The sequence below is a fragment of the Kribbella sp. NPDC051770 genome (genome assembly GCF_040681455.1).
In the GTDB taxonomy this organism is placed as follows: domain Bacteria; phylum Actinomycetota; class Actinomycetes; order Propionibacteriales; family Kribbellaceae; genus Kribbella.
Map to the genome: position 1 here is coordinate 22252 of NZ_JBFAYT010000020.1, position 15723 is coordinate 37974.

Here is a 15723-nt window from a genome sequence, read left to right on the forward strand (position 1 = left end):
CGGCCCGCGTGAGGACGGGCATCACGCGCTCGTGTCGGCGTTGGCCCGAGCCGACCGCAGCGACGCGATCTTGGCGACCAGCAGCCCGACGGCGATCGTCACCAGTACGCCGATGATCCCGGCCAGCGCGCCCGAGACGTGACTGTTCCCGATCCCGCTCACCCCGTAGTCCGCGAGCGGGCTGCCCGCGACCGCCGAGTCCTTCGCCGCACTCTCGAACCCGAGCTTCGCGCCGACGAACTCCAGTCCGTCCGGGTGCGCGCTCGCGAACAGGCTGACCACCCCGGCGACGACCAGCGTCACCGCGACGCCGACGCCGAGCGAGCGCCCGGCCGGGCGGGCGGCGATCGGCCGGTCCGGCGAGACCGTCGACGAGTTGCCGTCGGCATCGACCAGGACGAGGTCGGTCTGCAGGTGCCGGGCGGCGTAGACCAGGTCCGGGCGGGTCGCGACGACCGCGCTCAGCACGGCCGCGGTGATCACCGCCTCGCCGAGCCCGACCAGGAGGTGCCAGCCGACCATCGCCGTCGCGAGCTTGCCGAGCGGGATGTCGACGGCGCCGCCGACGGCGTACAGGCCGGTGAAGCAGAGCGCGGCGACCGGGACGGAGACCAGCGCGCCGACCGTGGTCGCCGGTACGACGCTGCCGACGCGCTTCGGCAGGACCTGGAGCAGCGCGCGGGTGACGAAGTACCCGACCAGGACCGTGATCAGGCCCATCAGCGTGACGTTGGTGCCGAGCGCGGTCAGCCCGCCGTCGGCGAACAGCAGTCCCTGCACCAGCAGCACCGTCGACATCACCAGCACCGCGCTCCACGGACCGACCAGCGCGGCGGCGAGCGCGCCGCCGAGGAGGTGCCCGCTGGTCCCGGCCCCGACCGGGAAGTTCACCATCTGGACGGCGAACACGAACGCCGCGGTCAGCCCGGCCAGCGCCGGGCCGGTCTCGCGGATCTCGCGGCTGGCGCGCTGGAGGCTGATGCCGACGGCACCGGCCGCGATCAGTCCGGTCGCGATCGAGGTCGGGGCGTCGAAGAACCCGTCAGGAACATGCATAGATCCATTGTTGATCTAGTTGCGACCCGATCGCAACAAAGGTCACCGAGGGTTCGTCAGAGGTTCTTCAGCGCCTCGCCGTACGCACGGTGGAAGGTCGGGTACGCGAGGATCATCTGCTGCAGCTCCTTCACCGGTACGCCGGCGTGCACGGCGACCGCGAGCCCGCTCAGCACCTCGCCGCCGACCGGCCCGGCGCTGGTCGCGCCGACGAGCACTCCGCGTGATGCGTCCATCACCAGCTTCACGAACCCCTCGTTGCCCGCCTTGTGGATCCAGCCGCGGGTCGAGTACGGGATCTGCGTGACCGCGGTCCGGACGTCGAGGCCCTGCGTGACCGCCTGCTGCTCGGTCAGCCCGACCGCGCCGATCTCCGGGTCCGTGAAGGTCACCCGCGGCATCGCGTGGTATCGGGCCAGCGGAGCATCGGGGGTGCCGAGGATGTCGTGCACCGCGATGTTCGCCTGGTACATCGCGTTGTGCGTGAACACCCCCTCGCCGGTGACGTCGCCGATCGCCCAGACGTTGTCCGCGGCCCGGACATGCTCGTCGACGGCAACGAACCGCGCCGCCGGGTCGATGCCGACGGCATCCAGTCCGAGCGCCCGGACATCGGTCCGGCGCCCTGTTGCCACCAGCAACTTCTCGCCGGTGACCGACGAACCGTCGCCCAGCCGTACGGTGAACCCGTTGTCGTAGGCAACCGCCTCGGCGCGGACGCCGACCCGGAAGGTGATTCCGTCGCGCTCCAGCGCCTCCTGCGCCAGCGCACTCGACTCCGGCTCCTCCAGCGCCAGGATCCGGTCGGCCGCCTCGACCACCGTCACCGCGACCCCGAACCGGGCGAACACCTGCGCCAGCTCCAGCCCGATCGCGCCGCCGCCGAGCACCACGATCGTGGCCGGCAACGTGTCCGCCTCGATCGCCTCGTGGTTCGTCCAGTACGGCGTACCGGCCAGCCCTTCGATCGGCGGCACCACCGGCACCGTCCCGGTCGCGACCACGATCCCGCGGGCCGCCTCGAACGTCCGATCGCCCGCCTGGACCGTGCCCGGACCGGTGATCGTGCCGCGCTCGCGCAGGAACGTGACGCCCTTGCCGACCAGCCGGTCGACGGCGACCTGGTCGTTCCAGGTGTCGGTCGCCTCCTCGCGGATCCGGCGCGCCACCGGCGCCCAGTCCGGCTCGATCGTGGCGTGCCCGGCCATCCCGTCGACGCGGCGCGTCTCGGCGATCAGGTTCGCGGCCCGGATCATCATCTTGCTCGGGATGCAGCCCCAGTACGGGCACTCGCCGCCGACCAGGCGCGGGTCGACGCCGACGACGTTCAGCCCGGCCTGGGCCAGCCGTCCGGCGGTCTCCTCGCCGCCCACGCCGAGCCCGATCACGACCACGTCCACCTGTTCAGCCATGCGGCCAAATCTCGCAGAACGCGGCGGCCCGGCCAAGCTCCCGCACCGCCCGGACAACGGTCACCGCAGTGTCAGCAACCGTTCACCAACGCTCCGTAGCCTGCAGGTCTTGGAGGGGGAATGGGACTGGCAGTGGATTTCTCCGGGCTCGGAGACATCAATCTCGAAACCGTGATCGCGGCGGTCGCCCTGATCAGTACGGCGGTCGCCTGGCTGGTGGACCGGTACTTCCTGCGCCGCAAACGCCTGGTCTACCGCGTGCAGGTCGACGCCCCGATCGGGGTGTTCCCGAGCTCGCACATGGTCGACGTCGAGGTCCGGCACCAGGGCGACGTGGTCGAGGAACCGAGCGTCGTACTGCTGCGCGTCGACAACGCCGGCGGGATGGACATCGAGCCGCACCACATGCACGAGAAGGTGTCGTTCGCCTTCCCGGACCGCACGATCGTCGGGCTGGAAGTCACCGAGGCCAAGCCGGAGGCGCTCGGCGAGATGCTGCAACGGCAGCTCGACTCGGAGAACTTCGTCGACACCAGCCGGCTGGTGATCCCGCGGATGGCGATCAACCGCGGCGACAGCTTCAAGTTCCTGCTCGTGCTCAGCGGGCGCGGCGACGGGGTCACGCACTCGGGCTACCTCGCGGGTGGGTCGGCGGGCGGAGGCGTCTACCACGAGCCGCGGCCGCGCGGGCCGGGTCGCCGTACGCTCATCTTCGGTGCGTTGTCGCTGGTGCTCGTCGGAGCGCTGGTCGCGCTGTTCCTGGTCGACGTACTGCAGCCGCCGGACAACTGCGCGGCCGGGCAGTTGCGCGTCGTCGGGTCGACGGCGGTGGAGCCGACGGTGATGGAGGTGCGCAGCGCGTACGTCGCCGAGTGCACGCAGGCCGACATCACGATCGCAGCCGGCGGCAGCCGGAGCGGGACGCGGCTGCTCGCCGACACCGGCAAGAAAGACCCGGCGGCCGCGGAGAAGCTGATCGCGATGTCCGACGGACCCGCCGAGGAGGCGGCAGAGCTGCAGAGCCGGCCGATTGCAGTCGTCGTGTTCGCCGTCGTGGTGAACCGGACGACCGACGTCAGCGCGCTCACCACCAACCAGTTGCGCGACATCTACGCGGGCCGGCTGACGAACTGGAAGCAGCTCGGCGGGCGCGACCTGCCGATCCGGATGGTCAGCCGGGTCGGGCCGGACTCCGGGTCGCGGCGGACGTTCCGCGAGAAGGTGCTCGCCGGGGACCAGGAGCTCGGCATCACCTCCGACGACTGCAAGACCAAGGACGACCCGGTCGCCAAGCAGCAGCGCTGCGAGGTCGGGACGACCGAGGAGCTGCTGAGTCGCGTGGCCGACATCGACGGCGCGATCGGGTACGCCGAGCTCGGCGGGTCGCGCAAGTACCCGACGATCACGCCGATCGCGATCGACGGGGTGGTGCCGGCGACCGAGAAGGTGAGCGACCGGACGTACCGGTTCTGGGAGGTCGAGCACGCGTACACGGCGGCGGTGCCGAAACCTGACTCGCTGCAGGACGCGTTCCTCGACTACCTGACGTCGGACCAGGCCAAGCCGATCCTGGCCCGCGACGGACTGGTGCCGTGCGGCGACCTCGCGGGGGACTTCTGCGGATAACCTGCTGACCTACGACGAGGAGGTCTGCTGGTGACAGTCATCGCGCACCTGAGTGATCCCCACCTGGACGGGACAGCGGAGGCGCGCGACCGCCTCCGCCGCGTCACGGCGTACCTGCTGGCGTTCAGCCGGCCGGTCGACGTCGTGCTGGTCACCGGCGACCTCGCCGACCACGGCACCGAGTACGCCGAGGTCGCCGCCGAGCTGGCCGCCTTCGGCGAGCTGCCGGTGCTGGTGCTGCCCGGCAACCACGACGTCCGCGCGAACTTCCGCGCCGGGCTGACGGCGTACGTCCAATCGGTGACCGGCGGCGAGGACCCCGTGCACCAGGTCCGCGACGTCGCCGGCGCGCGTTTCGTGCTGCTCGACACGACCGTGCCCGGCGAGGACCACGGGCACCTCAGCTCCGACTCCCTCGACTGGCTCGACGCCGCACTCGCCGACCCGCACGACGGGCCGGTGTTCATCGCGTTCCACCACCCGCCGGTCGGCCTCGAGCACCCGACGATGGACCAGTGGCTGCTCCGCGAACCAGGCCAGTTCGCGAGCCTGCTGCGCCGCCACCCGGTGAACGCGCTGTTCGCCGGTCACCTGCACAACGGCATCAGTACGTCGTACGCCGGACTGCCGCTGTTACTTGCCCCCGGCATCCGTTCCACAGTCCCGCTGCTCGCCGAGCCCCCGTCCCCCACCGGCAGCCTGGTCGACCCAACCGCCCCACCCGGCCTGGCCCTGCACGTCCACCACCCCGACGTCCCACTGCTCACCAAGTTCGTCCACCTCGCGTAACGCTCAGAGCGGCAGCGGCCCGTCGTTCACCAGCAGCACGGCTGCGTTGACGAGATGAATGACCGCGAAGACCAGAAAGAGCGCGTCCGGCCAGGCAAACCGATAGCGCGCCGGCTCCTCAGGCTCGGCCGCTGCGGATCTGGCATCGGCGGCCGCGTGGTTGATCAGCTCGGCGAGATCCTGCTGAGTCCCGTACCGGCCCGAGGCGATCTGGACGTTGGCGGCCTCGACCCCCGCCGCGAGGAACGACCGGTACGCCGTGACGATCCGCAGGTTGCTGCCTTCCTCCGCGCGCTCGATCTGCGCAAGCGGGATCGCCACCCGCCGCAGCGGGTTGTTGATGACGAGATGCGTCCGGGTCAGCACCAGCGACGAGGCCAGGTACAAGTAGACGCTGCCCAGCATCACCAGGAAGGCGAGGTTCAGGTACCAGTCGCCGCCGTCGACGTCGTCGCCGCGGCCCTCGGGGAAGTAGGTGAGCGAGATGGTCAGCACCGACTCGCCCATCAGGAACAGCCCGGCGACGCACCGCAGGAACGGGCGGTGGTAGCGCACCGGGACCTCCGGGTACGCCGCGGCGGCGCGGCCGGTGGTGGGTCGGAGCCTGCTCATCCGCTCATCATCCCAGCGCTCGCCGCCTGAAAGTCGGCTAAGAAGCTGGCGCCGGCGACATCATCGGCGGGGTTCGGCCGTTGATACTGGCAAGACGTTCTACGGAGGAAGCTCATGAGCCTGATCGGGACCCTGCTGGGGTACGCGCTGACGTTGTTCATCCTGGTGCTGATCGTGCGCATGGTGCTCGACTGGACCGGGATGGCGAGCGGGGCCGCGCGCGGTGGGCGGGCGCGGGAGTTGGCGCACGCGTGGACCGAGCCGGTGATCGCGCCGGTACGCCGCAAGCTGCCGCCGCTGCGGGCCGGTGGGATCGGGATCGATCTGGCATTCACGGTGGTGTTCGTGGCCGCGCTGATCCTGCGGGCGGTCGCGTTCAGTCTGTGACGAGGCCGTTCCAGGACCACTTGGGCACGGCGAGCCCGGCCGGTACGTCGCTCGCCGAGCCCGTGTACTGCGTCAGCGACACGGTCGTCGCCCAAGCGAAGTAGTCGTACAGGACTGTCCTCAGCGGCTCCCCCACACCAACATCGTCTAATGCTCCCGCGAAGCACGCGATCGCGCGGCGGTCCATCTCCTCGTGCGGGCCGTTGCCGCTGTGCATCCGGACGACCAGCGTCTCCCCGCCGTACGACGCCGAGTACGTCGCCGGCCCGCCGAGCGCCTCCGCCCAGTACGCCGCCAGCCGCTCGGTGTGCTTCGGATGGAAGCCGTGGCTGAACGCGTGGCTCACCACCTCGTCGGCGAGCACCCGATCGTGCCACGCGTGCGCCAGCCGCCGGCACCCCTCGTCCCCACCCACCGCGTCGTACAGACTCTCCATGCCCAAGAGAGTGCCACAAAAGCAAGGACCCCCGGCGTGACGCCGGGGGTCCTGTGGACAGAGCCGATCAGAAGTTGATCATGTGCCCTTCGAGGCCGTGGAAGGCCTCCTGCAGGGCCTCGCTCAGCGTCGGGTGGGCGTGCACGTTGCGGGCCAGCTCCTTGGTGGTCAGGTCCCACTTCTGGGCCAGCGTCAGCTCCGGCAGCAGCTCGGTGACCTCGGGGCCGATCAGGTGCGCGCCGAGCAGCTCGCCGTACTTGGCGTCGCTGATCACCTTGACGAAACCGGTCGGGTCGCCGAGGCCGTGGGCCTTGCCGTTCGCGGTGAACGGGAACTTCGCGACCTTGACGTCGAAGCCCTCCAGCCGGGCCTGCTCCTCGGTCCAGCCGAAGCTGGCGATCTGCGGCTGGCAGAAGGTCGCCCGCGGGATCATCACGTGGTCGAGCTCCATCGTCTCGACCCCGGCGATGGTCTCGGCGGCCACGATCGCCTGCGCCTCGGCGGCGTGGGCCAGCATCAGCTTGGCGTTCACGTCACCGATCGCGAAGATGTTCGGCACGTTGGTGCGCAGGAAGCCGTCGGCCTTGATCGCGCCGCGCTCGGTCAGCTCGACACCGATCTTGTCCAGGCCGTAGCCGTCGACGCGCGGCTGGAAGCCGATCGCCTGCATCACCTTGTCGGCCTCCAGCACCTGCTGGTTGCCGTCCTTGCCGGTGACGGTGACCTTGACCTTGTCGCCGGAGTCGTCGATCGAGTCGACCCGGGTGCCGGTGAGCACGTCCACGCCGAGCTTCTTGTACGCCTTGGCGAGCTCCTTGGAGACCTCGATGTCCTCCAGCGGGACCATCCGGTCCAGGAACTCGACGATCGTCACCTTGACGCCGTAGTTGGCCAGCACGTAGGCGAACTCGACACCGATCGCGCCGGCACCGGCGATCACGATGCTGCCCGGCAGCTCCTCGGTGAGGATCTGCTCCTCGTAGGTGACGACCCGCTCGCTCAGCTGGGTGCCCGGGAGCAGCTTGGTGGTGGCGCCGGTGGCGATGATGCAGTTGTCGAAGGTGACGGTCTCGGACGAGCCGTCGTTCAGCGACACGTCCAGGGTGTTCGCGTCGACGAACGAGCCCCAGCCGTCGTACTCCTTGATGTCGTTCTTCTTCATCAGGAAGTGCACGCCCTTGACGCGGCCGTCGGCCACCTTGCGGCTGCGCTGCACGGCCGTCGGGAAGTCGAAGGTCACCTCGCCGCTGATGCCGAAGGTCTTCGCCTCCTTGCGGAAGATGTGCGCCAGCTCGGCGTTGCGCAGCAGCGCCTTGGACGGGATGCAGCCCACGTTCAGGCAGACACCGCCCCAGTACTTCTTCTCGATGATGGCGGTCTTGAGCCCGAGCTGGGCGGCGCGGATCGCCGCGACGTACCCACCCGGGCCGGCGCCGAGGACAACAACGTCAAAGTGCGAGGCCATACCTGAACTTTAGTGCCTCGCACCAGCGGATCCCGCCGTGGGCCCCGTGGTGGTGGTCACGATCGGTGAGCCGGGGTTTCGCGTCACCCGGTCGCCGCCTAGGCTGGGGGCGCACGGGGGCCGTCTCTACCTCTCGTGCGCGCGTGAGGCGACGGTCGATGGGGGCTTCGGATGACGAACAGGCGGGGGCTGCGGTTCGCCGCGCTCGGCACGCTGCTGGCCGTCTTCGCCGTGCCCGCGTACTCGGCGTACGCCGACGACCCGACTCCCCCGCCGCCGGCCTCGGTCACCGACGTGAACCGGTCCCTGGAGCAGCTCCGGGCCGAGGCGGCCGCGGTCCAGGCCGAGTTCGCCAAGGCGACGATCGCGTACACGAACGCCCTGAAGGCCGCCCAGACCACCGAGGCCGCCGCGAAGCGGGCCGAGGCGTACGCCGCGACGAAGCGGGCGAGCTCGGAGGTGGAGCGCCGCAAGCTCGGCCTACTCACCGCCCAGGCGTACCAGCTCGGCATCCCGACCGTGATCGGCACCGAGTCGATGCTGTGGTCGCTGGCGCCGATCGCGGAGAACCTGCAGGAGATCGCCGACCGGCAGGCCGCGATCAAGCAGCTCGGCAGCACCCAGGTCGCCCAGTACAACGCCGCCAGCGCCGCCGAGAACGCGGCCGGTACGGCGGACAACGACGCGAAGAACAAGCGCAAGGCCGCTGACGAGGCGTCGGCGAAGGCCGCGCAGCTGAGCCAGGAGGTCCAGCAGAAGGCTGCGAACGCCTCCATGACCATGGAGGGCCAGCTGGCCGACCTGGCGGGCGCTACCCAGCTGTCCGAGCAGCTGCAGGCCAGCCGGAACCAGCAGGCCAAGTCGCGCTGGCAGACGTACCTGGCTGAGCTGACTGCCGCAGGGGTGAAGCCGCCTGGCGCCAGTGCGCTGCGGAACCCTGCCAAGCTCCCGGCCGGCTACAAGCCGCTCACGGCTGCTGGGAAGGCTGTGGCGGGTGCGGCGACGTTCACCGCGGCCGGGCGGACGGTCAAGGTGCTGCCGGCGGAGACGATCCGGGCGGTCAACCAGGCGTTCGCGCTGCTCGGCAAGCCGTACGGCGTCTCGGCGACCGGGCCGGCCAAGTACGGGTGCCTGGGAGCGGCGCGGACCAGCTGGGCGCCGTACACGAATCTTCCGGCGCTGATCAGCAAGGTGTACTCGAACTACCACACGGTCCCCGGAGCGTCGGTGCAGCCGGGTGACCTGCTGGTGATGGGGAGCCGGTCGGTCGGGCTCTACCACGTCGGGATCGCGCTGGGTGACGGCGAGATGATCGCCGCCGACGAGCCGAAGGGCGCCGTCGTCGTCACGACCGTCCCCGAGAGCCTGTACGCCGCGCTGCGGCCGACGCTGGGGACCCCCGCCAAGCTGAACAGCCCGCCCGCGACGACGACCCAGGCGGCGCAGTTCCGCTGCGGGAACACGCCGACGTCGTACGACGTAGGCACGGGCGCCTGGACCTGGCCGCTGGCCGATGGGACCTACGAGATCGGGACGCCGTTCGGGCAGTCCGGGTCGCTGTGGGCGAGCGGGATCCACACCGGGCAGGACTTCCCCGCCGCGATCGGTACGCCGGTACGCGCGGTGACCGCCGGGACGGTGCGCGTCGAGCACCCGGCGTGGGCCGGGAACCTGGTCCGGATCGACCACGGGAACGGGCTGGAAACGCTGTACGCGCACCTGAGCTCGATCGACGTACCGGACGGGGCGCAGGTCCAGGCCGGCCAGCGAATCGGTGCCGTGGGCACCGAAGGGAACTCGACCGGCGCCCACCTGCACTTCGAGGTGCGGCTCGGCGGGGACCCAGTCAACCCGATGCCGTTCCTGGCCACGGGTGGCACGAGCCTCGGCTGGGGCGGCTACAGCAACGGCATGATCCCCGCCAACAAGCTGTGCAACATCACCAGCGCCCACTCGCTGCGCTGCGACGCCGCCACGGCGTACCTGGGTCTGTCGTCGGCGTACCAGAAGCGCTTCGGCAAACCGCTCTGCATCACCGACTCCTACCGCTCCTACAGCTCCCAGGTCTCCCTGTACGGCCGCAAACCGTCCCTGGCAGCCCTCCCCGGTACGTCGAACCACGGCTGGGGCCTCGCCGTCGACCTCTGCGGCGGCATCGAGAACTTCGGCACCACCCAGCACCAGTGGATGCTCCAGAACGCCCCGCGCTTCGGCTGGATCCACCCCGACTGGGCCAAACAGGGCGGCAACCGCGAGGAGCCCTGGCACTGGGAGTACGGCAACTCCACCAGCGCGTGACGGCCTGTGGACAAGCTGATCACTGTCCGATGTCCCGCTTGTAAACTCAACTAGGAAAGGGCAGGCGGGCGGGCTGACGGCGAGGATTTCAGGGGCGGATCAGGGTCACAGATCCCCGGAACGAGCCTGAGCAGGACGTACATTTGGGGTGTGGCCGAGCAGACCAGTCCGGACCGCACGGACGACAACATCACGCTGGACGCCCAGGACGATCGGTGGGAGTGGCGGCGGAAGATCCGTGCGAATCCGCGTAAGCACCTGATCTACCGGATCGGGGTGGGTGTAGTGGGTGGCATCCTGATCATCGCGGCGCCGTTGACCGGGTGGTTGCCGGGGCCGGGTGGGATTCCCTTGTTCATCGCGGGTCTGGCGGTGCTGGCCAGCGAGTTCGAGTGGGCGCAGCGGCTGCTCTACCGGGTGAAGGAGTGGGTGCAGCAGCTGACCGCCTGGACGGGGAAGCAGCCGGCCTGGCTGAAGGCGCTGGGGACGCTGGCGCTGTTCGTCTGTGTGCTCGTTGCCATCTGGCTCTACATGGCCGTCCTCGGCGTACCGGGCTGGCTCCCAGACTCGTGGGAGTCCTTCCTGCACACGCTTCCGCTGCTCAAGTAAGCAGCCACCGGCGGGTGTGCTCTAGCACGTCCTTGCGGCTGCGGCCGGCGTGGTCGGCGGCGATCAGCGGGCTGCCGATGCGCAGCGAGAAGAGCAGCAGGCTGCGGACCTCCACGTCCTCCGGGTCGGCGCAGAACTCGCCGAAAAGCTCGCGCAGATAGGCGATCCGCCGGTTGTCGACCCGCTTGAGCTGTACGGCGACCCGCTCGTCGCGGCGGGCCCACTCGCGGATCGCCAGGTCGACCGCCGTGCCGGTCATCACGCCGTCGCCGGCGGCAACGAGGGTGATCAGGCGGTTGAGTTTCGCCCGGCCGTCGCCGCCGGCTTTCTCGACCTGGTCGATCAGCGCCTCGGTGGTCTCGCGCTCCCAGGTGTCGAGGATCTCGGTGAGCAGCGCGTCACGGTTCTTGAAGTAGCCGTAGAAGCCGCCCTTGGTCACGCCCAGCAGCTGCGCCAGCGGCTCGATCCGTACGGCGTCCGGCCCGCCCGTCGACAGCAGCCGCAGCCCCTCCTCGACCCACCGCGTCCGCGGCGTACGGGTCACGCCCACCGTGTGGCTCCCCTCACGCGGCCGAGATCTATACGGCACCGTACACAGCGGTCTACGTTGCTCATGTACGGCATCGTATAGAAGGGATCAGGATGATGAGGCTCCCGACCGCGGCGCACGCCGACATTCCCTGGCGGATCCACGAGATCACCGCCGACTTCCAGATCGAGGACGTCTGGGCGCTGCCCACCCCGGGCGGCCCCGCCGACTTCCAGCGCCTGATCGCCCAGTTCTCCGAAGCGAACGCCGACACCCCGGAGCTGATGTCGTCGACCATCGGCAAGTTCCTGATGGCCGCCCGCTGGAAGCTCGGCGAGCTGTTCGGCTGGGACAAGGACGGCGAGGGCCTCGGTCGACGCGTCCCCAGCCTCAAGGACCGCCTCCCGGCCGACCTCCGCGACGGCCCGACCGGCCCCGAGCTCGACGGCGTTCCCTTCCGCCCGATCTTCCTGACCGACAACGAATGGGCCGCGGAGATCGCGAACAGCACGATGCACGGCGTCCTGCACCTCGGCTGGGTCCAGGACGGCGACCACTACCGCGGCCAGATGGCCGTGCTGGTCAAACCGAACGGCCTCCGCGGTACGGCGTACATGGCGCTGATCAAGCCGTTCCGCTACCTCTGGGTCTACCCCGACCTGCTGCGCACGGTCGGGCGCGGCTGGGAGGCCGGCCGCGGGAACGCCGCGTGGGTGAACCGGGCCCGGTAGTTCGACGCGGTCAGCCCGTAGTGCAGCTTGAAGCGCCGGGCGAAGTAGTTCTGGTCGGGCCACCCGACCGACTCGGCGATCCGGCTGATCGAGTGGTCGGTGTGCAGCAGCAGATCGGCCGCTAGCTCGACGCGATGCCGTGACAGGTAAGCCATCGGCGGCAGTCCCGTCGACGACTTGAACAGCCTGACCAAGTACCCCGGCACCAGGTGCAGCTCCTCCGCGAGCTCGGTCAGCGTCCACTGATGCGCGGGCGCCGCCTCCAGCATCCGCATCGCGGTCAGCACCGCCGGATGGATCTGCGTCTCGCGCCCGACCACGCCTGTCGCGGCGACCGCCCGGGCCAGGCAGCTGAGGAACAGCGAGAGCCGCCCGACGATGTCGCCGCGGTGCAGGTGAACCGATTCATGTCGGAGCTCGCCGAGCCCCTGCAGATGCCCGATCGCCTCGGCCAGGGTGACCTCGTCCAGATGCGTGGTCAGGATGCCGCGGCGCTGGGCCGAGAACGGGCCGGTCCAGAGCAGGAATCCGAGCAGCGGGTCCTCGCGCATCCAGGCCAGCTCGCGCTGGATCAGGTCGGCGGAGAAGCAGCAGTTGTAGAGCTCCAGGTCGACGCAGTCGTCGTACGCGTGCCAGACGCCGGGGCGGAGCAGGATCACGTCGCCCACGGTCAGCTCATGCCGTCCGGACAGGCTCTCGTGGTACCCGGTGCCGCCGGTGATGACGGCGACCTCGAAGAAGCTGTGGGTGTGCACCGGGTGCCCGGTCGGGTGCACGTACGGGCCGGCGTACGCGACGGCACCGTCGACGAAGTGCAGCAGCGTGCGGGTGTTGCCGACCGGTGGATCCTCCATGCCTCAACCTAGGCGGCAAAGTGCGTTTTGTGCTAGGTCCGGTGCACTCCGTTCTAGCGCGCGGACGGCGGCGGCCCCAAGATCGGACCTACCCAATGAATCGTTTCATCCCGCTAGGAGTGCCATGTCGCGATCCGCCGCACCGACACACCTCCGCTTCGACCATCACACCGGCGCCGGCCCGGTCCTCGGGATCGGCACCGGCGCACCGCGCCTGTCCTGGCAGGTGCCCTCCGCCGACGCGGACTGGGCGCAGACGGCGTACGAGCTGGAGATCGTCCGGGGCAGCGCGGCCCCGCAGACCCATCTGGTCGAGGCCGCCGACCAGGTGCTGGTCGCGTGGCCCGACGATCCGCTCGGGTCGCGCGAGCAGGCGACGGTCCGGGTCCGCGTCCGGGGTGTCGAGTGGAGCGACTGGAGCGAGCCGGCCGTCGTCGAGGCCGGGCTACTCAGCACCGGCGACTGGTCCGCGCGGTTCGTCACCCCGCGCGAGATCGGCGCCCCCGACTCCCCCGCACCGATCGTCACCGGCGACTTCGAGCTGCCCGAGGGCATCGTCAGCGCCCGCCTGTACGCGACGGCGCACGGCACCTACGTGCCGACGCTGAACGGCAGCCGGGTAGGCGACCACGAGCTGGCGCCGGGCTGGACGGCGTACCAGTTCCGGCTGCGCTACCAGACCTACGACGTCACCGACCTCGTCCGCCCGGGCGCGAACCAGCTCGAGTTCCTGCTCGGCAACGGTTGGTACCGCGGCCGCCTCGGCTTCAAGAACCAGCGGGCCGTGTACGGCGACCGCCTGGCCGTACTCGCCCAACTGGAGGTGACCACCAGCTCCGGCGAGACGCTCGTGATCGGCTCGGACGGCAGCTGGAGAGCACGAGAGAGCGCGATCACCGCCGACGACCTGTACGACGGCCAGTCGACCGACCTCCGCCGGACTCCCGGCCCGAGCACCCCGGTCGACGTGGTCGACGCCGATCTCGGGCTGCTGGTGGCGCCCGACGGTCCGCCGGTCCGGATCACCGACGTGCTGCCGGCCGTGGAGGTGTCCACCTCCCCCGCGGGCAAGACCCTGGTCGACTTCGGCCAGAACGTCGTCGGCCGGGTCCGGCTCAAGGTCCGCGGCGGCGCGGCCGGGGACGAGGTCGTGCTCCGGCACGCCGAGGTCCTGGAGAACGGCGAGCTCGGCGTCCGCCCGCTGCGCACGGCGAAGGCGATCGACACCTATGTCCTGGCCGGCCCCGACGAGGTGACGCTCGAGTCCGAGCTGACCTTCCACGGCTTCCGGTACGCCGAGGTGACCGGGGTCGCCGATCTCGTTGCCGAGGACATCGAAGCCGTTGTCGTCGGCTCCGATCTCACCCGCACCGGCTGGTTCGCGTCCTCGAACGAGACCCTCGACCGGTTCCACGAGAACGTGGTCTGGGGGATGCGCGGAAACTTCCTCGACGTCCCGACCGACTGCCCGCAGCGCGACGAGCGGCTCGGCTGGACCGGTGACATCCAGGTGTTCTCGCCGTCGGCGAGCTTCCTGTTCGACAGCGCCGGGTTCCTGACCAACTGGCTGGCCGACCTGGCCGCCGAGCAGCACGAGGACGGCTCGGTGCCGTACGTGATCCCGGACGTGCTGCGCGACCCCGGTCCGGCGACCGCGGCGTGGGGTGACGCGGCAACGATCGTCCCGTGGGTCGTGTACGAGCGGACCGGCGACGCTGCCCTGCTCGCGCGGCAGCTGCCGAGCATGCGGGCCTGGGTCGACCGGATGGCAGACCTTGCCGGGGACAACCTGTTGTGGACCGGCGGGTTCCAGTTCGGCGACTGGCTCGACCCGACCGCGCCGCCGGACAACGCCTTCGCGGCCAAGGCCGACGCGGACGTGATCGCGACCGCGCACCTGGCCCGCTCCGCCGAGGTGGTCGCCCGGGCGGCCGACGTCGTCGGCGAGACCGACATCGCGAGCCGGTACGGCGAGCTGGCCGCGCGGGTCCGGCAGGCGTTCGCCGCGGAGTACACGACCGAGGGCGGCCGGGTGCTGAGCGACGCGACGACGACGTACGCGCTGGCTCTGCAGTGGGCGCTGCTGCCGACCACCGAGCAGCGGCAGGGCGCGGCCGCACGGCTCGCCGACCTCGTCCGGACGTCGGGCTTCCGGATCAGCACCGGCTTCGTCGGTACGCCGCTGATGGCCGATGCCTTGGCCGATACCGGACATCCGGACCTCGCGTACCGGCTTCTGCTGCAGACAGGATGCCCGTCCTGGCTGTACGCAGTGACCATGGGCGCGACGACGGTCTGGGAGCGCTGGGACAGCATGCTCCCCGACGGCAGCATCAACCCGGGGCAGATGACCTCGTTCAACCACTACGCCCTCGGCGCGGTGGCCGACTGGATGCACCGCCGGGTCGCCGGGCTCGCACCGGGCGACCCCGGCTACCGGACGATCGTCGTCGACCCGCTGCCGACCGAACGTCTCGCCAAGGCGTCGGCCAAGCACCTCACGCCGTACGGCGAAGCGGCGGTCTCCTGGACCCGCGCCGACGGGCAGCTCACCCTCGCCGTCACCGTGCCCGTGGGGTCGACGGCAACGGTTCACGTGCCGGGGGCAACCTCCCCGGAGACCGTTGGTCACGGGAACCACGAGTGGACCGTCGCCGACCCGGCCGCCGAGACCTCGGCGCTGCCCGCGAACGCGAGCATCCGGCAGCTGATGGACCACGAGCCGACCTGGGACGCACTGGTCCGCGCCGCGGTCGACAAGGACGTCGTCCCCGACGACGCCGCGTTCGCCACCCGGCTCACCCGCTACCTCGACCAACCCGCCACCCAGCTCGTCGACGCCGTCAGCCCGCGGGGCTTCTCCCCGTCGGCCGAGGCGCTGCAGGCCGAGCTCGACCGTCTGCTCAACCGCCGATGAAG

The 15723-nt window shown here is 70.4% G+C and carries 14 protein-coding genes; 7 read left to right on the forward strand and 7 right to left on the reverse strand.

The window, feature by feature from the left end; all coding sequences use genetic code 11:
• Positions 1-21: 21 nt before the first annotated feature.
• Entirely contained in the window at positions 22-1056 is a 1035-nt protein-coding gene (locus tag AB0M01_RS37745; RefSeq protein ID WP_363677455.1) for an energy-coupling factor ABC transporter permease, read from the reverse strand.
• A gap of 56 nt (positions 1057-1112) precedes the next feature.
• Positions 1113-2468 carry an NAD(P)/FAD-dependent oxidoreductase gene (locus AB0M01_RS37750; protein ID WP_363677456.1) on the reverse strand — a complete coding sequence of 452 codons (1356 nt, stop codon included), beginning with the start codon at positions 2466-2468 and terminating at the stop codon, positions 1113-1115.
• Between the two features lie 120 nt (positions 2469-2588).
• Here AB0M01_RS37750 and AB0M01_RS37755 point away from each other — a divergent pair, with 120 nt between their 5' ends.
• A complete protein-coding gene (locus AB0M01_RS37755; protein WP_363677458.1) occupies positions 2589-4094 on the forward strand; it encodes a substrate-binding domain-containing protein in 1506 nt (501 codons plus the stop codon).
• A 30-nt stretch (positions 4095-4124) separates the two neighbouring features.
• Positions 4125-4883 (forward strand): metallophosphoesterase, encoded by a 759-nt coding sequence (locus AB0M01_RS37760; protein ID WP_363677459.1) that lies wholly within the window; start codon positions 4125-4127, stop codon positions 4881-4883.
• Between the two features lie 3 nt (positions 4884-4886).
• Here AB0M01_RS37760 and AB0M01_RS37765 read toward each other — a convergent pair whose 3' ends face one another.
• A complete protein-coding gene (locus AB0M01_RS37765; protein ID WP_363677460.1) occupies positions 4887-5495 on the reverse strand; it encodes a hypothetical protein in 609 nt (202 codons plus the stop codon).
• Positions 5496-5609: 114 nt separating this feature from the next.
• Between AB0M01_RS37765 and AB0M01_RS37770 the strand changes: the two genes are divergently transcribed.
• Positions 5610-5882 carry a YggT family protein gene (locus AB0M01_RS37770; protein WP_363677461.1) on the forward strand — a complete coding sequence of 91 codons (273 nt, stop codon included), beginning with the start codon at positions 5610-5612 and terminating at the stop codon, positions 5880-5882.
• Here AB0M01_RS37770 and AB0M01_RS37775 read toward each other — a convergent pair.
• Both AB0M01_RS37775 and lpdA read right to left on the reverse strand, forming a co-directional pair.
• A complete protein-coding gene (locus AB0M01_RS37775; protein WP_363677462.1) occupies positions 5872-6318 on the reverse strand; it encodes a group II truncated hemoglobin in 447 nt (148 codons plus the stop codon). The genes AB0M01_RS37770 and AB0M01_RS37775 overlap by 11 nt on opposite strands.
• Before the next feature lie 67 nt (positions 6319-6385).
• Positions 6386-7783, reverse strand: a complete 1398-nt coding sequence (gene lpdA, locus AB0M01_RS37780) for a dihydrolipoyl dehydrogenase (RefSeq protein WP_363677463.1) — start codon at positions 7781-7783, stop codon at positions 6386-6388.
• Positions 7784-7954: 171 nt separating this feature from the next.
• Between lpdA and AB0M01_RS37785 the strand changes: the two genes are divergently transcribed.
• Together AB0M01_RS37785 and AB0M01_RS37790 are read left to right on the forward strand one after the other, a co-directional pair.
• Positions 7955-10081, forward strand: a complete 2127-nt coding sequence (locus AB0M01_RS37785; protein ID WP_363677465.1) for a peptidoglycan DD-metalloendopeptidase family protein — start codon at positions 7955-7957, stop codon at positions 10079-10081.
• A gap of 150 nt (positions 10082-10231) precedes the next feature.
• Entirely contained in the window at positions 10232-10690 is a 459-nt protein-coding gene (locus tag AB0M01_RS37790) for a PGPGW domain-containing protein (RefSeq protein WP_363677466.1), read from the forward strand.
• Here the strand turns inward: AB0M01_RS37790 and AB0M01_RS37795 are convergent.
• On the reverse strand, positions 10683-11240 hold the full coding sequence (locus AB0M01_RS37795; RefSeq protein ID WP_363677467.1) for a TetR/AcrR family transcriptional regulator: 558 nt from the start codon (positions 11238-11240) through the stop codon (positions 10683-10685). The two genes, AB0M01_RS37790 and AB0M01_RS37795, sit on opposite strands and share 8 nt — an antisense overlap.
• Positions 11241-11335: 95 nt before the next feature.
• On the opposite strand from AB0M01_RS37795, the gene AB0M01_RS37800 reads away from it, so the two are divergent.
• Positions 11336-11950, forward strand: a complete 615-nt coding sequence (locus tag AB0M01_RS37800; RefSeq protein ID WP_363677469.1) for a DUF2867 domain-containing protein — start codon at positions 11336-11338, stop codon at positions 11948-11950.
• Here AB0M01_RS37800 and AB0M01_RS37805 read toward each other — a convergent pair.
• A complete protein-coding gene (locus AB0M01_RS37805; protein WP_363677470.1) occupies positions 11869-12804 on the reverse strand; it encodes an AraC family transcriptional regulator in 936 nt (311 codons plus the stop codon). The two genes, AB0M01_RS37800 and AB0M01_RS37805, sit on opposite strands and share 82 nt — an antisense overlap.
• 124 nt (positions 12805-12928) lie before the next feature.
• Between AB0M01_RS37805 and AB0M01_RS37810 the strand changes: the two genes are divergently transcribed.
• On the forward strand, positions 12929-15721 hold the full coding sequence (locus tag AB0M01_RS37810; RefSeq protein WP_363677471.1) for a family 78 glycoside hydrolase catalytic domain: 2793 nt from the start codon (positions 12929-12931) through the stop codon (positions 15719-15721).
• The last annotated feature ends 2 nt before the right edge of the window (positions 15722-15723 follow it).